At 64.9% G+C, this 21600-nt stretch carries 19 protein-coding genes; 11 read left to right on the forward strand and 8 right to left on the reverse strand.

Annotated features, from left to right (window positions below):
• Nucleotides 1–240: 240 nt before the first annotated feature.
• From hemJ to ACQR13_RS02290, 7 genes are all read left to right on the forward strand, one after another.
• Nucleotides 241–663 (forward strand): protoporphyrinogen oxidase HemJ, encoded by a 423-nt coding sequence (gene hemJ, locus ACQR13_RS02260; RefSeq protein WP_315716802.1) that lies wholly within the window; start codon nucleotides 241–243, stop codon nucleotides 661–663.
• A gap of 239 nt (nucleotides 664–902) precedes the next feature.
• Entirely contained in the window at nucleotides 903–2168 is a 1266-nt protein-coding gene (gene rho, locus ACQR13_RS02265; protein ID WP_008965552.1) for a transcription termination factor Rho, read from the forward strand.
• Nucleotides 2169–2347: 179 nt separating this feature from the next.
• Nucleotides 2348–3685 carry a tRNA uridine-5-carboxymethylaminomethyl(34) synthesis GTPase MnmE gene (gene mnmE, locus ACQR13_RS02270; RefSeq protein WP_434862545.1) on the forward strand — a complete coding sequence of 446 codons (1338 nt, stop codon included), beginning with the start codon at nucleotides 2348–2350 and terminating at the stop codon, nucleotides 3683–3685.
• A gap of 236 nt (nucleotides 3686–3921) precedes the next feature.
• Complete coding sequence (gene mnmG, locus ACQR13_RS02275) at nucleotides 3922–5799, forward strand: tRNA uridine-5-carboxymethylaminomethyl(34) synthesis enzyme MnmG (protein WP_434862546.1); 1878 nt, start codon at nucleotides 3922–3924, stop codon at nucleotides 5797–5799.
• A gap of 10 nt (nucleotides 5800–5809) precedes the next feature.
• Nucleotides 5810–6478 carry a 16S rRNA (guanine(527)-N(7))-methyltransferase RsmG gene (rsmG, locus tag ACQR13_RS02280; RefSeq protein WP_409977904.1) on the forward strand — a complete coding sequence of 223 codons (669 nt, stop codon included), beginning with the start codon at nucleotides 5810–5812 and terminating at the stop codon, nucleotides 6476–6478.
• A 34-nt stretch (nucleotides 6479–6512) separates the two neighbouring features.
• A complete protein-coding gene (locus tag ACQR13_RS02285) occupies nucleotides 6513–7364 on the forward strand; it encodes a ParA family protein (RefSeq protein WP_315716805.1) in 852 nt (283 codons plus the stop codon).
• A gap of 154 nt (nucleotides 7365–7518) precedes the next feature.
• Nucleotides 7519–8412 carry a ParB/RepB/Spo0J family partition protein gene (locus ACQR13_RS02290; protein WP_315716956.1) on the forward strand — a complete coding sequence of 298 codons (894 nt, stop codon included), beginning with the start codon at nucleotides 7519–7521 and terminating at the stop codon, nucleotides 8410–8412.
• Between the two features lie 413 nt (nucleotides 8413–8825).
• Here the strand turns inward: ACQR13_RS02290 and holA are convergent, their stop codons facing one another.
• From holA to leuS, 3 genes are read right to left on the reverse strand one after another with little or no spacing between them, the layout of a single operon-like run.
• The gene (holA, locus tag ACQR13_RS02295; protein WP_315716806.1) at nucleotides 8826–9854 is read right to left on the reverse strand and encodes a DNA polymerase III subunit delta; all 1029 of its coding nucleotides are present in this window, start codon (nucleotides 9852–9854) and stop codon (nucleotides 8826–8828) included.
• A gap of 18 nt (nucleotides 9855–9872) precedes the next feature.
• Entirely contained in the window at nucleotides 9873–10424 is a 552-nt protein-coding gene (gene lptE / locus ACQR13_RS02300; protein ID WP_315716807.1) for an LPS assembly lipoprotein LptE, read from the reverse strand.
• Nucleotides 10411–13035, reverse strand: coding sequence for a leucine--tRNA ligase (gene leuS, locus ACQR13_RS02305; protein WP_434862547.1), 2625 nt, complete (start codon nucleotides 13033–13035; stop codon nucleotides 10411–10413). Before leuS ends, lptE begins: the two co-directional genes overlap by 14 nt.
• A gap of 324 nt (nucleotides 13036–13359) precedes the next feature.
• On the opposite strand from leuS, the gene ACQR13_RS02310 reads away from it, so the two are divergent.
• Complete coding sequence (locus tag ACQR13_RS02310; protein ID WP_315750831.1) at nucleotides 13360–14346, forward strand: GGDEF domain-containing protein; 987 nt, start codon at nucleotides 13360–13362, stop codon at nucleotides 14344–14346.
• A 21-nt stretch (nucleotides 14347–14367) separates the two neighbouring features.
• On the opposite strand, the gene ACQR13_RS02315 is transcribed toward ACQR13_RS02310, so the two are convergent.
• Nucleotides 14368–16065, reverse strand: coding sequence for a sensor domain-containing diguanylate cyclase (locus ACQR13_RS02315; protein ID WP_315750507.1), 1698 nt, complete (start codon nucleotides 16063–16065; stop codon nucleotides 14368–14370).
• A 109-nt stretch (nucleotides 16066–16174) separates the two neighbouring features.
• Here ACQR13_RS02315 and ACQR13_RS02320 point away from each other — a divergent pair, with 109 nt between their 5' ends.
• Nucleotides 16175–16861: a YggS family pyridoxal phosphate-dependent enzyme gene (locus ACQR13_RS02320; RefSeq protein WP_316225987.1), complete on the forward strand. Its 687-nt coding sequence runs from the start codon at nucleotides 16175–16177 to the stop codon at nucleotides 16859–16861.
• Between the two features lie 25 nt (nucleotides 16862–16886).
• Here the strand turns inward: ACQR13_RS02320 and ACQR13_RS02325 are convergent, their stop codons facing one another.
• Nucleotides 16887–17672, reverse strand: coding sequence for a 2-keto-4-pentenoate hydratase (locus tag ACQR13_RS02325; RefSeq protein ID WP_316225988.1), 786 nt, complete (start codon nucleotides 17670–17672; stop codon nucleotides 16887–16889).
• A gap of 23 nt (nucleotides 17673–17695) precedes the next feature.
• Complete coding sequence (locus ACQR13_RS02330; protein ID WP_316225989.1) at nucleotides 17696–18217, reverse strand: L,D-transpeptidase family protein; 522 nt, start codon at nucleotides 18215–18217, stop codon at nucleotides 17696–17698.
• A 274-nt stretch (nucleotides 18218–18491) separates the two neighbouring features.
• Here ACQR13_RS02330 and ACQR13_RS02335 point away from each other — a divergent pair, with 274 nt between their 5' ends.
• Both ACQR13_RS02335 and ACQR13_RS02340 read left to right on the forward strand, forming a co-directional pair.
• Nucleotides 18492–19178: a response regulator transcription factor gene (locus tag ACQR13_RS02335; protein ID WP_315716813.1), complete on the forward strand. Its 687-nt coding sequence runs from the start codon at nucleotides 18492–18494 to the stop codon at nucleotides 19176–19178.
• A gap of 66 nt (nucleotides 19179–19244) precedes the next feature.
• Complete coding sequence (locus ACQR13_RS02340; protein WP_316225990.1) at nucleotides 19245–19688, forward strand: cyclic nucleotide-binding domain-containing protein; 444 nt, start codon at nucleotides 19245–19247, stop codon at nucleotides 19686–19688.
• Between the two features lie 22 nt (nucleotides 19689–19710).
• Here ACQR13_RS02340 and ACQR13_RS02345 read toward each other — a convergent pair whose 3' ends face one another.
• Entirely contained in the window at nucleotides 19711–20529 is an 819-nt protein-coding gene (locus ACQR13_RS02345; protein ID WP_315716815.1) for an exodeoxyribonuclease III, read from the reverse strand.
• Between the two features lie 115 nt (nucleotides 20530–20644).
• A complete protein-coding gene (gene gshB / locus ACQR13_RS02350) occupies nucleotides 20645–21586 on the reverse strand; it encodes a glutathione synthase (protein WP_315716816.1) in 942 nt (313 codons plus the stop codon).
• Nucleotides 21587–21600: the final 14 nt, after the last annotated feature.

Consider the following 21600-nt stretch of genomic DNA (forward strand, 5'->3'; position numbering starts at 1 on the left):
GGATTTCGACAAGCGTCTGAATCACATCAGACTCTGGGGCGATCCGGCGTGCGCAGCTCGCATGTTGAGGGATGTGAACAAGCTGCGGGCAGACTGCGGATGACATTGCATGAGTCCAATCCACCGCTACCTAGACTCAAACCTTAAGATTCTAAAATTATTTGGTTTGGAGGGGACTGAGCGAGCGGATATGTCTCGACACGCAAGCTGATCGCCAGCCGAGAGGATCACGCGTTTCCGATGTATGAGTGGATCAAGGCCCTTCACGTCATCGCTGTCATCGCGTGGATGGCCGGCATGCTGTATCTGCCGCGGCTGTTCGTCTATCATTGCGACGCCGAGATCGGCTCGAAGCAATCCGAGACGTTCAAGGTCATGGAACGGCGCCTGCTCAAGGCGATCATCAATCCGGCAATCACCGTGACGTGGCTTGCCGGACTCTATCTGGCCTGGGCCGGCCACTGGTATACCAGCGGTTGGTTTCATGCGAAATTTCTGCTGGTCCTGATCATGTCCGGGGTCCACGGACTGTTCACCCGTTGGGTCAGAGAATTCGGCGCCGACAAGAACACCCGCAGCCAGAAATTCTACCGGTATATCAATGAGGTACCAACGGTGCTGATGATCGGCATCGTGATTCTCGTCATCGTCAAGCCGTTCTGACCGCTTCCCACGGAATACCGCTCCGCTGCAGATGCCTTGCAGACGACGGCGCGATTTTCTATATTATCGATATCCCACCCCACGCAGGCGGATGTGGTTGCGTTCCGGCTTGACCGGCCGCCGCATCAGGTCTGGTGCCTCATCGGCGCCAACCTTGCTCAGACCTGCGGACCTCATTTCGTCCGCCTTCCCACAGCCACCTCGCATCCCTCCCAAGTCGCTTCCACAGGACCACCCCAATGCGGGAAATCAAACTACAGGACCTCAAGTCAAAGACGCCGGCCGAGCTCGTCTCCTTCGCGGAGGAAAACGGGGTCGAGAACGCCAGCACGATGCGCAAGCAGGAGCTGATGTTCGCCATCCTCAAGCAGCTCGCGATCCAGGAAACCGACATCATCGGTGAGGGCGTCGTCGAGGTGCTCTCCGACGGCTTCGGCTTCCTGCGCTCGCCGGATGCGAACTACCTGCCCGGTCCCGACGACATCTATGTCTCGCCGTCGCAGATCCGACGCTTCGGCCTGCGCACCGGTGACACGATCGAAGGGCATATCCGCAGCCCGAAAGAAGGCGAACGCTATTTCGCGCTGCTCAAGGTCAACACGCTGAACTTCGAGGATCCCGAGAAGTCCAAGCACAAGGTCAATTTCGACAATCTCACGCCGCTGTTTCCGGACGAGCGCTTCCGGCTCGAGCTGGAGGATCCGACCCGCAAGGATCTGTCGCCACGCGTCATCGACATCGTCGCGCCGATCGGCAAGGGCCAGCGTGCGCTGATCGTCGCGCCGCCGCGCACCGGCAAGACGGTGCTGATGCAGAACATCGCGCACTCGATCACCGCCAATCATCCCGAGTGCTATCTGATCGTGCTGCTGATCGACGAGCGCCCCGAGGAAGTCACGGACATGCAGCGCTCGGTGAAGGGCGAGGTCGTGTCCTCGACCTTCGACGAGCCGGCCGCCCGTCACGTCCAGGTCGCGGAGATGGTGATCGAGAAGGCCAAGCGCCTCGTCGAGCACGGCCGCGACGTCGTCATTCTCCTGGACTCGATCACCCGCCTTGGCCGCGCCTACAACACCGTCGTGCCGTCCTCCGGCAAGGTGCTGACCGGCGGTGTCGACGCCAACGCGCTGCAGCGTCCGAAACGCTTCTTCGGCGCCGCCCGCAACATCGAGGAAGGCGGCTCGCTCACGATCATCGCGACCGCGCTGGTCGACACCGGCAGCCGCATGGACGAGGTCATCTTCGAGGAGTTCAAGGGCACCGGCAACTCCGAGCTCATCCTCGACCGCAAGGTCGCGGACAAGCGGACCTTCCCGGCGATCGACATCGCCCGCTCCGGCACCCGCAAGGAAGAGCTCATCACCGAGCCGCAGAACCTCAAGAAGATGTACGTGCTCCGCCGCATCCTCAACCCGATGGGCACCATGGACGCGATCGACTTCCTGCTCGACAAGCTCCGCAGCACCAAGAGCAATGCCGAGTTCTTCGAGTCGATGAACACCTGATCGAGGCACTGCTTCAATCTGCAAAGGGCGCTCTCCGGAGCGCCCTTTTTGTTTGACGTGTTTGTCGCTGCGCCCCGCGTGAAGACCTCGATGCTTATCCGCCCGCCATGGTTCGCCGGCGTAAAGCATGCCGCTGCAAACCGATTGTCTTTCGCTGCCGGTGAGCCCAACTGAGGATCATGCATCCTCACGACCAGACCATCTTCGCGCTGTCCTCCGGACGCCTGCCGAGTGCGATTGCGATCGTCAGACTCTCCGGGCCTCACGCCGGCATCGCCCTTCAGATGCTTGCGGGGAAACTGCCGCTGCCGAGGATGGCGACGCGCGCCTTGCTGCGGGATGGTAGTGGCGAGCCGATCGACGATGCCGTCGTGCTGTGGTTTCCCGGACCCGCAAGCGCCACCGGCGAAGATGTTGCCGAGCTGCATGTGCACGGCAGTCGAGCCGTCCTGGCGACAATGTTCTCGGTGCTGTCGACGATGCCGCAGATGCGCCCTGCTGAGCCGGGCGAGTTTACGCGGCGCGCGTTCGAGAATGGCAAGATCGATCTGACCGAGGCCGAAGGTCTCGACGACCTCATCCACGCCGACACGGACCGCCAGCGGCGCCAGGCGTTGCGGCAGCTGAAGGGCCTGTTGGGCGACAAGGCGCGGAGCTGGCGTGAGCAGATCATCGAGGCGGCGGCGCTGATCGAGGCCGGGATCGACTTTGCCGATGAAGGCGACGTGCCAACCGAGCTGATGGCGCCGGCGCTCGCCCGGATCGGCCGGCTGTTGACCGAGATCGAGTCGGTGCTGTCGGCCGAGGGCCGGGCCGAACGTCTGCGCGACGGCCTGACGGTCGTCATTGCCGGACCGCCGAACGCGGGCAAGTCGACCTTGATGAACCAGCTTGCGCGTCGCGAGGTCGCGATCGTCTCTCCGCAGGCCGGCACCACGCGCGATCTCATCGAGGTTCAGCTCGATCTCGACGGCTATCCAGTGACGGTGATCGACACCGCGGGCATTCGCGAGACGGACGATCCGGTCGAGCAGGAGGGTGTTCGGCGCGCGCGAGACCGAGCGGCGCAGGCGGATCTGGTGCTGTGGCTGTCGGAGGATGAGCAGGCCGAGGTTGAGCGCCAAAGCGCGGCTCCCGTCTGGCTCGTTCGTAACAAGATCGATCTGAGCAGAGGTCGGGAGGGGAGTCGTCCATCGTCCAGCGGAGATAACCCGGTCTTTCAGATCTCCGCGCGAAGCGGGGCAGGGCTGGTCGAGCTGCTGGATGCGCTGGTTGGCTTTGCCCGGGACTATTTTGGATCAACTGAGAGCGGCCTGATCACACGGCAGCGGCAGCGGACTCTGCTCGCCGACACCGCCGCTGCGCTTCAGCGTAGCATCTCGGCGATCGACCTGGGCGAGGAGCTTGCTGCGGAGGAGCTGCGGATCGCCGCGCTTGCGCTAGGGCGTCTTTTGGGACGAGTGGATGTCGAAGACCTGCTCGACGTGATCTTTCGCGAGTTCTGCATCGGCAAGTAGCCGCGGTTCCCGACGAACCGGGTCGGATATACTTAATGAAGCGTTGCTTGGTTAATCGATCGTCAATTGTTTCACGTGAAACAGGATGTACGGACGCCGTCAGGGATGTTTCACGTGAAACACGATGGGACCGCGGAGTTGGTCATGTTTCACGTGAAACAACGAGGATTCGATGTCGGCGAATGTTTCACGTGAAACGTCTTCCGAGCATTGTCTGCGAGCGTTAGATAAGCCCCATGATCCAGCATCTGACATCCTACGACGTCGTCGTCATCGGTGGCGGCCACGCCGGCTGTGAAGCGGCGGCGGGCGCGGCGCGCATGGGCGCCCGAACCGCGCTGATCACGCATCAGTTCGCGACGATCGGGGCCATGTCCTGCAATCCGGCCATCGGAGGACTGGGAAAAGGACATCTGGTTCGCGAGGTCGACGCTCTCGACGGCTTGATGGGTCGCGTCGCCGACGCCGGCGGCATCCAGTTTCGCGTGCTGAATCGCCGCAAGGGACCGGCCGTTCGAGGTCCACGCGCCCAGGCCGACCGCAAGCTCTACGCCGCGGCGATGCAGTCGGCGATCCGGGAGACCCCGAACCTCACCGTCATTGAAGGCGAGGCGGACGAACTGATCGCTACCGGCGGACGGGTGGCAGGGGTGCGGTTGGCTGACGGCCGGACCTTCATCTGTGGCGCTGTCGTCATCACGACCGGCACGTTCCTGCGTGGTCTGATCCACCTGGGTGAGAGGACCTGGCCGGCCGGCCGGGTCGGCGAAGCGCCGGCGCTGGGGCTGTCCCAGTCGCTCGAAGCCATCGGATTTCGGCTCGGCCGCCTCAAGACCGGCACGCCGCCGCGCCTGGATGGATCGACGATCGACTGGAGCGCGGTCGAGATGCAGCCCGGCGACGATCCGCCGGAGCCGTTCTCCGTCCTGACGGAGAGGATCACCACCCCGCAGATCCAATGCGGCATCACCCGGACGACGACTGCAACCCACGAGGTGATCCGCGCCAACGTCCATCGCTCGCCGATGTACTCCGGGCAGATCAAGTCGACCGGGCCGCGTTACTGTCCCTCGGTCGAGGACAAGATCGTCCGCTTCGGTGACCGCGACGGTCACCAGATCTTCCTGGAGCCCGAAGGGCTCGACGATACGACGGTCTACCCGAACGGCATCTCGACCTCGCTGCCGGAGGAGGTCCAGCTCGCGCTGCTGCCGACCATCCCGGGTCTCGAACGGGTCCGGATGATCCGGCCGGGCTATGCCATCGAGTACGACCACGTCGATCCGCGTGAGCTCGAACCGACCCTACAGACCAAGCGGATGAAGGGTCTGTTCCTCGCTGGCCAGATCAACGGCACGACCGGGTATGAGGAGGCCGCAGCTCAAGGTCTGGTCGCGGGCCTCAATGCCGCGCTGGCCGCGGGCGGCGGCGGGCCGGCCGTATTCGATCGCGCCGATGGCTATCTGGGGGTGATGATCGACGACCTCGTCACGCGGGGGATCACCGAGCCGTATCGGATGTTCACCTCGCGCGCCGAGTATCGGCTGACGCTGCGGGCGGACAACGCGGACCAGCGGCTGACCGACAAAGGCATCGCGCTCGGCTGTGTCGGCATTGATCGTGCGCGTTTCCATCGAAGCAAGATGGGCGCGTTGGAGGCTGCCCGCGCGATGGCGAGGTCGCTGACGATCACGCCCAACGAGGCGGCGAAGCATGGCTTCACGCTCAACAAGGATGGCCAGCGCCGCTCGGCCTTCGAACTGATGGCCTATCCGGAGATCGGTTTCTCCGAGGTGAGGGCGATCTGGCCGGAGCTCGGCGCGATCGATCCCGCCATCGTCATCCATCTCGAGATCGATGCCAAATATGATGTCTATGTCCGCCGGCAGAGCCAGGACGTCGACGCCTTCCGGCGCGACGAAAGCCTGGTGCTCGGTGACGTCGACTATGCGCTCGTCCCAGGTCTCTCCAATGAGGCGCGAGCGAAGCTGACGGCGGCCAGGCCGTGGACGATCGGGCAGGCCGGCCGGATCGATGGCATGACGCCGGCGGCGCTCGGGATCCTTGCGGCCTATCTCCGCCGCGAAGCGCGTCGAAGCAAGGCCACGGGTTGAGGCGTTTCACGTGAAACAGGCATCGCCAGCGGTGGCATCCAAGATGATCGAATCGGACAAGGCGGCAGCGCTCGCGCTGACTCCCGTTTCACGTGAAACGGAGCAGCGTCTCGATCGCTACGTCGCACTGCTGCTGGAGTGGCAGGCGAAGACCAATTTGATCGCGCCGTCGACCTTGCCGCATCTCTGGACGCGCCACATCGCCGACTCGCTTCAGCTCCTGGACCTCGCGCCCGACGCCCGGATCTGGATTGATCTCGGCAGCGGCGGCGGCTTCCCGGGCGTCGTCCTCGCCTGCGCCCTGGCCGAGCGGGATGGTGCCCAGGTCCATCTGGTCGAGCGCAACGCCAAGAAGGCCGCCTTCCTGCGCGAAGCAATTCGCGTCACCGGCGCTCCGGGGATCGTGCATTTGTCAGAGATCGGGGATATCGTGGAGAAGTGGAGCGGGCGAGTCGATTGCGTGACCGCACGCGCGCTCGCTCCGCTACATCAGCTCATCGGCTTTGCGGAGCCCCTGGTGAAAAAAGGCGCGAGAGCGCTGTTTCTCAAGGGTCAAGATGTAGAAGCGGAATTGACCGAATCTACTAAGTATTGGAAAATTGAGTCGAAACTTCACTCCAGCCGGACGGGCGGGCAGGGCTGGATCGTCGCAATCGATTGCATCGAGCGACAGAGCTGAATTCCGTCAAGACGACAACCAATGGCGATCGCGCATGGCCGTAATTGATCAGATTTATCAAGAAGATAGAGCCCCGCACCCGGAGGGGCATCCGCGCATCCTGGCGCTCGCCAATCAGAAGGGCGGGGTCGGCAAGACCACGACCGCGATCAACCTCGGTACGGCGCTGGCCGCGATCGGCGAGCGGGTGCTGATCGTCGATCTCGATCCGCAGGGCAACGCCTCGACCGGCCTCGGCATCGACCGTGGCAGCCGCAACTGCTCGACCTATGACGTGCTGATCGGCGAGGCCTCGCTGCGCGACGCCGTCGTTGCGACGGCCGTGCCGCGGCTGCACATCGCCTCCTCGACGATGGACCTGTCGGGGCTCGAGCTCGAGCTCGGCTCCACCGCCAACCGCGCCTTCCGTCTGCGCGATGCGATCGCCGGCCTCAACAACAACGTCTCGCCGGAGAACGACTACACCTACGTGCTGGTCGATTGTCCGCCGTCGCTGAACCTGCTGACGGTCAATGCGATGGCCGCGTCCGACGCGATCCTGGTGCCGCTGCAGTGCGAGTTCTTCGCGCTCGAAGGTCTGTCGCAGCTGTTGCAGACCGTGGAGCAGGTGCGCTCGACCTTGAACCCGAACCTCTCGATCCACGGCATCGTGCTGACGATGTTCGACTCGCGCAACAACCTGTCGAACCAGGTGGTCGCCGACGTCCGCCAGTTCATGGGATCGAAGGTCTACAACACGATGATCCCGCGCAACGTGCGCATCTCGGAAGCGCCGTCCTACGGCAAGCCGGTGCTGGTCTACGACTTGAAGTGCGTCGGCAGCGAGGCCTATCTCAAGCTCGCGACCGAAGTCATTCAGCGCGAGCGTGACCTGCGCACGAACTGACTTTGCCTCTGCTCCGGGGGACCTCGTCGCCCGGATCTCATTCGAGGACGGCAGCGGATTCCGAAATGAATCCGCTCCCTCGTTCATTGTGCCGGCGGGACCCGATCGGCAGCAGACGCAAGCGGAGCGTGACGTGAATCCAAAGGAGAAGGCGATGGCCGACGAGTCGCGATCGCGATTGGGCCGGGGTCTCGCAAGTCTGATCGGTGACGTCGGCCGCGAGGCCGGCGCGCCGCCGGAGCGGCCGCGCAATCAGCGCAAGGTGCCGATCGAATTCCTCAAGCCGAACCCGCGCAATCCGCGTAAGACGTTTTCCGACGGCGAGCTCGCCGAGCTCTCGGCCTCGATCAAGCAGCATGGCGTGATCCAGCCGATCGTGGTGCGTCCGGTGAAGGGCCAGCACGACCGCTATGAGATCATCGCCGGCGAGCGGCGCTGGCGCGCCTCGCAGGCCGCCGGCCTGCACGAGGTGCCGATCGTTCCGGTCGATGTCAGCGACAGCGATGCGCTGGAGCTCGCGATCATCGAGAACGTGCAGCGCGAGGATCTCAATCCGATGGAGGAGGCGCAGGGCTATCACGCGCTCGCCAACGAGTTCAAACGCAATCAGGAAGACATCGCCAAGATCGTCGGCAAGAGCCGCAGTCACGTCGCCAACATGATGCGGCTGACCAAGCTGCCGGCCGAGGTGCAGGGCTTCATCGCGACCGGGCAGATCTCGGCCGGCCATGCGCGAGCGCTGATCAACCTGCCGGATCCGATGTCGGCGGCGAAGAAGATCATCGCGGAAGGGCTGAACGTCCGGCAGACCGAGGCGCTGGCGCATGAGGAGGGCGTGCCGGAGCGCAAGCCGCAGAAGCCGCGCAGCAGCGGCAGCGCGCCGGCGGAGAAGAAGGACGCCGACACCATCGCGCTGGAGAAGCGCGTCGGCGATGCACTCGGCCTTTCGGTGTCGATCAGCCACCGCGACCCCGGCGGCACGGTGCAGATCACCTACCGCAGCCTCGAGCAGCTCGACGAGGTGATGCGCCGGCTGGAGCAGGGCTAGGTTGTTAGGTCGTGGCGCTCATTGCGCCGCCGCGGCTGTGCCTCGGGCCTCCATGAGTTCGTTGCTCCGCTCTCACCTACGTCACGGCCGGGCTTGACCCGGCCATCCATTTTTTTGGACGAAGCGGATGGATGCCCGGGTCAAGCCCGGGCATGACGAGCTAATAATTTGGAAGAGCTACGGCTGTGTTTTTCGTCGCGATTGCCAAAGCGAGCACACGACTCTCTCCTCCGTCATTCCGGGGCGTGCGAAGCACGAACCCGGAATCCATCTCTCAGCAGATCCTGTAGCCCGATGGATTCCGGGCTCGCCCTTCGGGCGCCCCGGAATGACGGCTGAGGTTGGAGAGCGATCTCGGGTCCACTCGGGCTGAAGTTCTCGACGCCGTATTCAGGGAGCCGGCGCACCGACCATCACCCCTTCCGCCGTGCCGCGACCGCGATCGACAGCAGCGTCCGCTGCGCGATCGCTGCCGCCAATCCCGGCTGCTTGCGCATGTCGAGCGCGGCTGTCGCCAGTTGGTCGATGATCGGCAGCAGGCGGGCAGGGGAGAAATTGCGCAGCGCCGTCTCGGCGCTCGGCTTGCGCGAGAAGTGCAGCCGGGGGAAGCCGCCTTCGAGGATGGACGAGACTGGCGTGCCGGAAGCGACGGCGAGCGCCGATTTATGCAGCCATGCGGCATGTCGCTGCGCGGCGGAGATGATGACGCCGGGATAGGTGCCCGCGATCATCGCCTTGCCGAACTCGGTCTCGACCATTTCCGGCTTGCCGCCGAAGGCGCCGTCAACGATCGGATCGAGCTTCATCTCCGAGGCGTCGGCGACCACGGCCATCACATGGTCGAGCGTCACCTCGCCTTCGCCGTGGGCGAACAGGGTCAGCTTGCGCAGCTCGTTGCGGGAGGCCTGGCGGTCGCCGCCGAGCAGCGCCATCAGATAGGCGCGGGCCTCCGGAGAGATGCGCAGCGAGGCCAAGCGCAATTCGTCGTCGATCAGCTTGGCGAGATCGCGCTCGGTGTCCGGGTAGCAGCCGATCGCCACCGCCGTTCTGGCCTTCTCGCAAATCTTGCGCAGTGGCGAATCGGGGCGGATGTCGCCGGCCTCGATCACGACGCGGCAGTCCCGCACGTTCATCTCGCTGAGCGTCTCGACGCCGCTGGCGAAATTGCGCGAGCCGGCGCGCACCCGGATCGCCCGGCGGCCGCCGAACAGCGGCACGGTCATGGCTTCGTCGACGAGGCGCGACGGCTCCGCGGAGAGCTCGTCACCGTCGAGCCTGACCACGGAGAAGGGATCATCGGGGTTGTCGACGGCCGAAGCGATGAGGGCCTCGGCGCGCTCGCGAACCAGGCCGGTATCCGGACCGTACAACAGGATCAGCGGACGAGCGGCGTCCGGTTTGGCCAGGAAGGCATCGATGTCTCGTCCGCGCAGCGCGACCACGGCGATGTCAGCCGTGCGTCAGGTGCCCGCGGTGAAATAGGCCGCGAGCCGCGTTTTGATCTTCTCGGCGACCTCCTCGGAGGCGCGATCCTCAGCGTCACGGAAGGCCCGCTGCCGGGCGAAGCGCTGGTACGAGCCGGGGATGTCATAGGAGGTGCGCGCGAAGGTCGTTCCGGTCATGACCGATTTGTTGGTCGCCAACTCGACCAGATTGTACTGCACGTCGAGGCCGACATTCTCGGTGGTCGGCAGGCCGGTGGTCTGTGAGACGATCAGCGAGGACCGGCTGGTCTGCAATCGCAGCACCAGCTTGTGGGTCGGCGCCGTGCCGGTTGCGGTGCCGTACAGCTTGAAGGCGAGCGCGTTGCGGATGCCGACGCCGATGCGCGCCTCGGGCGAGGCGTTCGGCTTGTCGACCGGCGGCAGCTCGATGCCCATCAGCTTTTCGCGCAGGCCGGGCGTGCCGTCGGTATGCTCTGCATACATCGGCTGGAAGCAGCCTGCCGTCAGCGCGGCCAAAGCGGCCACGGCAACAAGCCGAGCAGCGATCCGAAACCTAGCCGACGACATTCACGATCCTCTTGGGAACAATGATCACCTTGCGGACGGGTCTACCATCCAGCGCCAGTTTTACTGCATCGAGGGCCAAAACGGCAGCCTCAATTTCCGGATTCTGCGCGTTGCTGGCGACTGTGACTTCTCCGCGCTTCTTGCCGTTGACCTGGACGACCAGGGTCATGCTGTCCTCAACCAGCAAATCTCGTTCGATTTGCGGCCAGGAGGCCTCCGAGATCAGCCCGGTCTGGCCCAGCACCTGCCAGCATTCTTCGGCCAGATGCGGCATCATCGGCGAGAACAGCTGCACCAGGATCCCGGCGGCCTCACGAATCGCCCAGGCCAGGTCGGCCGCCGGCTTGGCCGGCCGCGCCAGGACGTCGGCCAGCGCATTGGCGAACTCGCGGATATGCGCCAGGCAGACGTTGAAGTGCAGCCGCTCGATGCCGCCGGTCACCTTGTCCAGGGCGCCGTGGGCAGCCTTGCGCAGCGCCAGCGCGTCGGGGCCGAACGCGGCCGGGCGGGAGGAGGGGGCCTCGGCCGCTGCCGCGACCGATTCGTTGACCAGCCGCCACAGCCGCTGGACGAAGCGCGCCGCGCCCTGCACCCGCTCGTCGCTCCAGATCACGTCGCGGTCCGGCGGCGAGTCCGACAGCATGAACCAGCGCGCGACGTCGGCGCCGTAGCTCTCGATGATGTCGTCGGGGTCGACGGTGTTCTTCTTCGACTTCGACATCTTCTCGATCGGGCCGATCGTGATGTCCTCGCCGGTGGCGGCCAGCACGGCGCGGCGGCCGTTGCCGCCGATCTCGATCTTGACCTCCGCCGGGTTGACGTAGGTGCCGTCGGCCTTCTGATAGGTCTCGTGGACCACCATGCCCTGTGTGAACATGCCGGCGAACGGCTCGTCCATCGCGACGTGGCCGGTAGCCTTCATCGCGCGGGTGAAGAACCGGCTGTAGAGCAGATGCAGGATCGCGTGCTCGACGCCGCCGATATACTGGTCGACCGGCATCATCCGGTTGGCCACGGCCGGCGTCGTCGGCGCGGCCTCGTTCCATGGATCGGTGAAGCGCGCGAAGTACCAGGACGAATCCACGAAGGTGTCCATGGTGTCGGTCTCACGCTGCGCCTTGCCCCCGCATGCGGGGCAGGTGACGTGCTTCCAGGTCGGATGGTGGTCGAGCGCATTGCCCGGCTTGTCGAAGGTGACGTCGTCCGGCAGCACCACGGGCAGGTCCTTGGCCGGCACCGGCACGACATCGCAGGTCGGGCAGTGGATCACCGGGATCGGGCAGCCCCAATAGCGCTGGCGCGAGATGCCCCAATCGCGCAGGCGGAAATTGACCTGGCGCTCACCGACAGCTGCGCCGCCGCGCTGCTCGCTCTCGAGCCGCCTGGCGACCTCGTCCTTGGCCTGCGCGATCGTCATGCCGTCGAGGAAGCGTGAATTGATCAGGCGGCCGTCACCGTCGAAGGCGGTGTCGGTGATGACGAAGCTCGCCGGGTCCTGGCCCTCCGGGCACACGACCGGCGTGTTGCCGAGACCGTATTTGTTGACGAAGTCGAGGTCGCGCTGGTCATGCGCCGGGCAGCCGAAGATGGCGCCGGTGCCGTATTCCATCAGCACGAAGTTCGCGACATAGACCGGCAAGGTCCAGCTCGGGTCGAACGGATGCACGGCGCGGATGCCGGTGTCGAAGCCCTGCTTCTCCGCGGTGTCGATCGCCTCCTGCGCGGTGCCGATCCGCTTGATCTCGGCGATGAACGCGGCGAGCTCCGGGTTCTTGGCGGCCGCGGCTTGCGCCAGCGGATGGTCCGCCGAGATCGCCATGAACTTGGCGCCGAACAGCGTGTCCGGCCGCGTCGTGAAGATCTTCAATTCGGTCTCGCCCGCCGGCGTCGTCTTGGGATCCAGCGCGAAGCGGATCAGCAGGCCTTCGGAGCGGCCGATCCAGTTGCGCTGCATCAGCCGCACCTTGTCGGGCCAGCGGTCGAGACTATCGAGCGCGTCCAGCAGCTCCTGCGAGTACTTCGTGATCTTGAACACCCATTGGTTCATCTCACGCTGTTCGACCACCGCACCGGAGCGCCAGCCGCGACCGTCGATGACCTGCTCATTGGCGAGCACGGTCATGTCGACCGGATCCCAGTTCACCTTGCGCTTCTCGCGCTCGACCAGCCCCGCTTGCATGAAGTCGAGGAACATCTTCTGCTGGTGCTTGTAGTAGGATGGATCGCAGGTCGCGAACTCGCGCGCCCAGTCGAGCGACAGGCCGATCGAGCGCAGCTGCTTCTTCATCGCCGCGATATTGTCGTAGGTCCACGCCTTCGGCGCCACCTTGCGCTCGATCGCTGCGTTCTCCGCCGGCAGGCCGAACGCGTCCCAACCCATCGGGTGCAGCACGTTGAAGCCCTTGGCGCGCATGAAGCGCGCCAGCACGTCGCCCAGCGTATAATTACGGACATGGCCGATATGGATGCGTCCCGACGGATAGGGAAACATCTCGAGCACGTAGTATTTCGGACGCGGATCGTCGTTCCTGGTGGCGAAGATCGCCTTTTCGTCCCACTGGCGCTGCCAGCGCGGCTCGGCTTCACGGGCGTTGTAGCGTTCGGATGTCATGGAATCGCTTGTAATTTTCGAGGATTCGCGTCGTTTGAAGACGGCGGACTAGGCCACAAAAGCGGCAGCCCGGTCAATGGGGCGACAGATGATGATACCATTTTGGGCATCCGCTAAGCGACGGTAATCGTGAGTTTTTTTGCAGCCTCTGCCGGCAGTGTCGAAGGTTCGATTGAGGCACGGTTAAGACTTGAATGGGAGACTGAGTGCATACATCCAGGCATCAGCCCGCATCTGGGATCACTCCACATCGTGTCCGGCGCTACGTTCGACGAGCTTGACTTCGAGTACGCGACGACGGTCGCGGAAAAGGCCATGAAATCCATGGCTCAACAGCGCGTGCCACCGACGCCTAACAACTTCCATCTGTGGTTCAAGTACTCACTGGGCTCGGCGTCGGATCTCAAGCGCGCCGTCGACATCCTGGTCAGCAACAAGCGCAAGTTCGACAAGACCACCAACCAGGCGCTGTTCGACACGTACATCGGCCAGCAGGGTACGGAAGCGGCTGTCGTCCACAAAGTCTCGCAGCAGTTGCATGGCGTGATGGACTCCGCCAAGCAGTATCTGACGGCCGCGATCGCCGACAACCGCACGCACATGGCGGCGATCGATGGCGTCGCCGAACGCAGCGAGCAGGGCGTCGATCCGAAGATCCTGATCGAGAACCTGGTCAGTGAGCTCGCCCAGGCGACAGCGCGTGCGGCGAAACTCGAAGCGAGCTTTGCCGAGAAGTCACGCGAGCTCGACACCATCCGAGACTCGCTCAACAAGTCGGAGCAGCGCGCCCGCACCGACACGCTGACAGGATTGCCGAACCGGCGCGCGCTCGAAGAGTTCTTCCGCCATGCGCAGGTCGAGGCGATGGAGCGCGACGAACCGCTCAGCATTCTCCTGATCGACGTCGACCACTTCAAGAAGTTCAATGACAATTACGGCCATGGCGTCGGCGATCAGGTGCTGCGCCTCGTCGCCAAGGCATTGCGCGAGCGCGTCCGCGACAAGGATCTTCCCGCACGCTACGGCGGCGAGGAACTGATCGCGGTGCTGCCGCAGACCGACCTCGAAGGTTGCACCGTCATCGCCGAGCGCATCCGGCGCACCATCGCCGATTGTCAGTTCACGCGGCGCTCGACCGGCGAGGTGTTGCCGCAGATCACGGTGTCGATCGGCGTCGGCCAGTTCCAGTTCGGCGAATCGATGGCTGATCTGATCGACCGTTGCGACCGCTCGCTGTATCTCGCCAAGAAGCTCGGCCGCAACCGCGTGGTCAGCGAGCTCGAGCTCGACCAGAAGCTCGCGGTCGGCTGATCGCAGGCCGCCGCCGCAGCCCTATCCTGCGCGTGCCACGCCGCTCCTGTCATCCGCGACATCCGCGAAGCCATGCGCGATGACCGTGTTGCGGCCGCGATGCTTGGCCGCATAGAGCGCGGCATCGGCGGCTTCGATCAGGTCGGAGGGCATCAGCGACTCGTTCGGCCGGGTCGAGGCGACACCGACGCTCACGGTGACGCACCGATGCGCCGACGTCGCGTGCGGCAGCTCGAGCTCCAGCACCGTGGCGCGCACCTGCTCGCCGACCGCGAGCGCCTCTCTGGCACCCATGCCCGGCAACAACAGGCAGAACTCCTCACCGCCATAGCGGCCGGCGAAAGCCGTCATGGCGCCGGCGATCTGCGACAGCGTCTCGCCGAGACGTGACAGGCAGGCGTCACCCTCAGGGTGCCCATAGGTGTCGTTGTAGAGCTTGAAGTGGTCGACGTCGATCATCAGCAGCGACAGCTCGGTGCCGGCCTGCTGCGCGCGGCTCCATTCGACGTCGATGCGGTTCTGGAAGCCGCGGCGGTTGGCGAGGCCCGAGAGCATGTCGATCGACGCCATCACCGTCAGCCGGTCATTGGCGGCGACCAGCTCGCGCTCGCGCTGGCCGAGCTTGGCGGCCATCGCATTGAAGGACTTTGCCAGCGGAACGAACTCCGACGGCAGATGTTTGGTGGTGACGCGCGCCGACCAGTGGCCGTGGCCGAAGCGCTTGGCGGTCGCGGCGAGCATGCTGACGGGCTTCACGATCAGCTTCTCGGCGGCGATCAGCGCGCCGAGCAGCACGATCAGGCAGACGAGGCCAGCCTGCAGATAGGCGTTGCGGATCTCGCGGTCGATGGCGGCGGTGACGCGGGTCTCATCGATGCTGACGATCAGCCGCGATCCGGTGTCGGCGATCCGAGTGAAGGTGATCGCGCGCTTAGAACCATCCGCCGCCGTGAAACTCATCGTCTCGCTCGGCTTCCCCGAACTCAGGGCAGTCTCGGCAACGGCCGACAACAACGGCACGCTGTCGAGCGGCCGGCCGATCAGCTCGTTGCGGTCGGCGGGCGCCGCCAGCACGGTTCCTTCGCTGTCGACCAGCACCGCCGTGATGCCGGGGCGGCCGCCAAGATTGTTCATGATCTTGGACATCCATTCCAGGTTCACGCTCGCCAGCATCACCGCGTCCGGCTCGCCGGTGATCGCGCCGACCGGATAGGCGGCCATGACGATCGGCACGTGCGACGGCTTCGACAGCAGGTAGTCGCTGAACACGAAATCACGTGATTCCTGGGCGCCACGGAAATACGGCCGGTCGCTGAAATCGAGCCCTACATATTGGTTGTTGGTCGAGCACTGGATGCGGCCGTCGCGGCCGGCGATCATCAGGGTGCGGATCCACGGCAGGGTCGCCGGCAGGCTGGCGCGCATCATGTCGCAGCTGCGGCTCACGCCGGTGCTCGACGCCCGGACATAGGCCGTCGACTTCAGCACCGTCTCCACCGACATGATGACCTCGCGCTGCATGTCGGCGCTTTGCCGGGCGAGGCCGGAGAATTCCTCCGATGCGAGTGCGATCTGCCTTGTCCTGGCGCTTTCCAGCGAGCGCGCGCGTTCCAGCATCAGCGGCGCGACCAGGATCAGGGCGAGCAGCGCCAGCCGGGCGCGGATCCCCATCAGCCGGTTCAGCTTCACTCTATTGCGATTGAACCGGATGCTTGGCATTTCTTCCCCCTACCCCCGGCCGTGAAGGGTAAGGAGAAGGGCTCAAGAACCCTTTCTCGAACTCTGTAAAATTGCAGCCAAACCCGTAAATCTACCGACGGACGCCATCGTGCCTGATGAATCGAACGCCTCAACCTCGTCCTCGCCGTCCGCGCTCGCCGCCGTCGAGCAGGAGATTCTGCGCGCCTGCCGCGACGCCAATCGTGATCGCGGCTCGGTCACGCTGATCGCTGTGTCGAAGACCTTCGATGCCGACGCGATCGAGCCGGTGATCGCGGCCGGACAGCGCGCGTTCGGTGAAAATCGCGTTCAGGAAGCCAAAGCCAAGTGGCCGCCGCTGATGGCCGCGCATCCGGGGCTCGCACTGCACCTGATCGGGCCGCTGCAATCCAACAAGGCCAAGGAGGCGGTCGCGCTGTTCGACGCCATCCATTCGGTGGACCGGCCAAGCCTGTGCGTGGCGCTTGCCAAGGAGATTTCCGCCCAGGGCCGGCATCCGCAGCTGTTCGTCCAGATCAATACCGGCGAGGAGCCGCAGAAGGCGGGCATCGCGCCCGGCGACGCCGACGCCTTCATCGCCGCCTGCCGCACGGATTACGGGCTGGCGATTTCAGGACTGATGTGCATTCCGCCGGTCGATGAAGCACCGGGGCCGCATTTCGCGCTGACCGCCAAGATCGCCGCCCGCAACGGCCTCGCGCATCTCTCGATGGGCATGAGCGCCGATTTCGCCACCGCCATCCAGTTCGGCGCCACGCATGTGCGGGTCGGCTCGGCGATCTTCGGGCATCGCTGAAGGGGGGCGCGGTCGCGGCCGGTCCCTACTCGAACCGCACCGATACCTGCCCCAGATCGCCGAAATCGGCCTCCATGTGGTCCCCGCTGCCGATCGGCAGCGGCGGATGACAGGTGCCGGTCGTGACCACCTGCCCTGCCCGCGCGGGCACGCCGAGCGCGCTGAGCTCGTTGACCAGCCAGGCCAGCGCTATCAGCGGATCACCGAGCACGTTGCGGCCGTGGCCGATGAAGGTCTCGCCACGCAGCGCGATGCGCGGCCGCTCCGCGATCAGGTCGCGGCTGCGCCAGTCGGCGGTGGCGGCCTCGCCCAGCACGAACAGATGCGCGCAGGCATTGTCGGCGATCAGTTGCGCCTCGCCGGCGCTGACGAAGTCGGCGAACCGCGAATCGGGAATTTCGATCGCGGGGTGCAGCGTGTCGACCGCGGCCAGCACCTCCGCGACATCATAAGGTGTCGGTCTGGGCGGCAGATCGCGTCCGAGGCGGAAGGCGAATTCCGGCTCGGCGACCCGCATCGCGTTGCCGGCCATCGATGCGGTGCCGCCGACCGGCAGCACCGTTTCGGCCAGGATCCGCCCGGCCATCGGACCGGCGACATTGATATGGCGCTGGCCGGCCTCGCTGGTCGCCGCAATCTTCCAGCCAAATAATGGCTTGGGCGAGTGGCGCTCGAGCTCGGCCTGGATGGCATAGCCTTCGGCGCGATCTCTCGGACGCAGCTCAGTCGGCAGCTCTGCCAGCTTGCTGCCTTCGCTCCAATGCTGGCGCAGGATGCCAGCGGCGCTGGCTGGCTGATCCAGTGCGCGCATGACGTCCTCCCCCAACTCGCTTCTCATTCGATGACGATTCTGGTGCGCGGACCGATTCTTTGCAACAGACGCAGCATCGCCGGCCGGGTCATGGCCACGCAGCCTGCGGTCGGGCCGAAATTCGGCCGCGCCAGATGCAGGAACACGGCGCTGCCGCGGCCCGCGATCCGCGGCCGCGTGTTGTGGTCGATCTCGATGATGAAATCGTACAGATGGTCCTGGCGCGCCAGCCGGTCTCCGGGATGGTCGCCGTGCAGCCGGATCGCCTGGTTGTAGTGCCGGTCGGCCGGGTCCTCGCACCACGCATCCTCCGGGCCAATCGGCTGGATCGGCAGAAAGGTGCGCGGACGCGAATGACGATCGGCCCGCCACCACAGCCGCCGGGGCCGGAAGGTCCCTCGGGGGGTGCCGCCATCTCCCTCGCGCTTGTTGGCCAGGACGCCGCCGCGCCCGAGCGCCACCGGAATGACATGGCCCCAGACATGGAGCCAGCCGCGCTGCCGCGACCCGGCTTTGGTGCGAATCGAGATCCGCGATGCTGGCATGCCAGGCTTCACCTTCGCTAACGACATGAAACAACGTGCCTTTTCATTGCCATGGATTGCCCGGTAATTGCCTTAATGTCGGCAAATGGTCCGCCGCGAGGGTCGAACAGGACAATCATCTCAATCCCTGCTCAATTCTGGAGTAGAGTCCCGGGCGCTTGTGAATCGGTAACAGCCCCCTACTTCAAGACGGAACAGGGCTGATGAGCCTGTTTGCCCACCGTTGACGGCGCCACCCATTCGATCCCGCCGGCGCCACCTAGAGGATTGTACAATGGCCAATGCCCGCAAGATCCTGATCGTGGATGACGACACCGATCTGCGCGATGCCCTGATGGAGCAGCTCTCGCTGCATGACGAGTTCGAAGCCCAGGCCGTCGATACCGGCGCCAAAGGCGCCACCGCCGCAAAGGCCAATTCACCCGACCTGGTTCTAATGGACGTCGGCCTGCCCGACACCGATGGCCGCGAAGTGGTGCGGTCCCTGCGCAAGGGCGGCTTCAAGGCGCCGATCATCATGCTGACCGGGCACGATACCGATTCGGACACGATTCTCGGGCTCGAATCCGGCGCCAACGACTATGTCGCCAAGCCCTTCCGCTTCGCCGTGCTGCTGGCCCGCATCCGGGCCCAGCTTCGCCAGCACGAGGCCAGCGAGGACGCGGTGTTCTCGGTCGGCCCCTACAGCTTCCGGCCGGGCTCGAAGATGCTGACCGGCGCCAACGCCCGCAAGGTCCGCCTGACGGAGAAGGAAACGGCGATCCTGCGCTTCCTGTACCGCGCCGGCCAGCAGCCGGTGTCGCGCGAGACGCTGTTGCAGGAGGTCTGGGGCTACAATTCCGGCGTCACCACCCACACGCTGGAAACGCACATTTACCGTCTGCGGCAGAAGATCGAGAAAGATGCCGCGAATCCGGAGATTCTGGTGACGGAGGCCGGTGGCTACAAGTTGGTACCGTGATAGGTTCGGGGATGGCGGTTTCGCCATTTATGATATTGGTTCCATTCAGCCTTCCCCGGGCCCTTGATGTCGATCGAAGACGATATTGCGCTATTGGAGCGCGTCCCAACATTGCGCCTGCTGGGAAGCGACTCGCTGCGCATGATCGCCATCGGCTCCGAGCAGCGTAACATCCAGAGTGGCGAGACCCTGTTCCGCGAGGGGGACACCGCCGATTGCGGCTATGTCGTCCAGCGCGGGTCATTGCGCATCAGCGACGAGGTCGGTGCCGAGATCGTCGCCACGCCGACCATGCTGATCGGCGAGCTGGCGCTGCTGGTCGAGATGCGGCGCCCGGCGACCGCGGCGGCCCTGGAATATTCGACCGTGGTGCGGATCTCGCGCAGCCTGTTTCAGCGTGTGTTGGAGAGCGACGCCAAGGCGGCGCGCCGGCTGCGCGACGAGTTCGCCCACCGCGCCAGCCGAATCGCCAACGACATCATGGCGGCCGGGGCCAAGCTCACGTCGTGATCTTCGTGACCGCGCGGGTCTGCTACGACACGTCCAGCGTCACCGTGACCGGCACGTGATCCGACGGCCGCTCCCAGCTGCGGGCGTCGCGCAGGATCCTGAAATCGCTGACCCGGTCCTTCAGTGCGCGTGACACCCAGATGTGGTCGAGCCTTCGGCCGCGATCGCCGACGGTCCAGTCGGCCGCGCGGTAGCTCCACCAGGTGTAGACCTTCTCCGACATCGGGATGCGCTCGCGAGCGACATCGACCCATTCGCCATGGGTCTGCGCCGCCAACAGCTTTTCACATTCGATCGGCGTGTGCGACACCACCTTCAGGAGCTGCTTGTGCGACCAGACATCGTGCTCATGCGGCGCGACGTTGAGATCGCCGACCAGGATATGCCGGTCGTCGCCGCGTGGATGCAGCGGCTCGCACGCCTTCATTTCGTCGAGGAATTGCAGCTTGTGCTCGAATTTCGGATTGAGCGCGGGGTCGGGAATGTCGCCGCCTGCGGGCACATAGAAATTGTGCAGCACCAGCGGCTGCGCGAGCTGCGCCTTTTCGCCGAACGCCACCGTGATGTGGCGCGAATCCACCTTGTCGCAGAAGGTGCGGACGTTGGTCTCCTCGAACGGCCATTTCGAGATCACGGCGACGCCGTGATAGCCCTTCTGCCCGTTCAGCGCGACGTGCTCATAGCCGAGCCGCTTGAAGCGCTTCAGCGGAAAGGCGTCGTCGATGCACTTGGTCTCCTGCAGGCACAGCACATCGGGCCTGACCTGCTTGATGAGCTTGGCGACGAGGTCGATGCGCAGGCGCACCGAGTTGATGTTCCAGGTGGTCAGGACGAGACGCATGAGACCCGCGTCATACCATGAATTGCGGCGATGTCAGCGACTCCGCCTCGCCTCCGACGCATCGGACTGACCGCGTTGGTTGGCGTTATCCCCAGCCATGTGGGACGGCGCCTGATCAGCGCCGTTTGCTCTCGATGACGTCCCATACGCGGGCGGCGATGTCGGGTCCGCCGAGCCGCGAGATCGCGCGGATGCCGGTCGGCGAAGTCACGTTGATCTCGGTGAGGTTGCCGTCGATCACGTCGATGCCGACCAGCAGCAGGCCGCGCGCGCGCAATTCCGGACCGAGCGTGTCGCAGATCTCGCGCTCGCGTGCGCTGAGATCGGTGGCCTGCGCGGCGCCGCCGCGCACCATGTTGGAGCGCAGATCGTCTGCCGCCGGCACGCGGTTGACGGCGCCGGCGAACTCGCCGTCGACCAGGATGATGCGCTTGTCGCCGTGCTTCACCTCGGGGAGGAAGCGCTGGATCACCCAGGGCTCCTTGAACGTCACCGAGAACATGTCGAACAGCGAGCCGAAATTCATATCCTGCGGCATCACCCGAAACACCGCCGCGCCACCATGGCCATGCAGCGGCTTCATCACGACAGCGCCGTGCTGATCGCGGAAGGCGTTGATCTCGTCGAGATCGCGCGAGATCAAGGTCGGCGGCATCAGTTGCGGGAAGTTCATCACGAACAGCTTTTCCGGCGCGTTGCGAACGCTCGCGGGATCATTGACCACCAGCGTCTTCGGATGGATGCGCTCGAGGAAATGCGTCGAGGTGATGTAGGCGAGATCGAACGGCGGATCCTGCCGCAGCAGCACGACATCAAAGGATGTCAGCGCGGTCGGTTTCGGTTCGCCGAGCGTGAAATGGTCGCCGACCTGGTCGCGCACCGTCAGCGCCTGCACCGGCGCATAGAGCTCGCCGCCGCGCAGCGACAGCTTGTCGGGCGTATAGTAACACAGGCCATGGCCGCGCCGCTGCGCTTCGAGCAGCATCGCGAAGGTCGAGTCGCCGCGGATGTTGATGCGCGCGATGGGGTCCATCTGGACGGCGACGTTCAGTTTCATGGGAAGGTCCCTGC

This window comes from Bradyrhizobium sp. HKCCYLRH3059, assembly GCF_051168035.1.
Classification (GTDB): Bacteria; Pseudomonadota; Alphaproteobacteria; order Rhizobiales; family Xanthobacteraceae; genus Bradyrhizobium.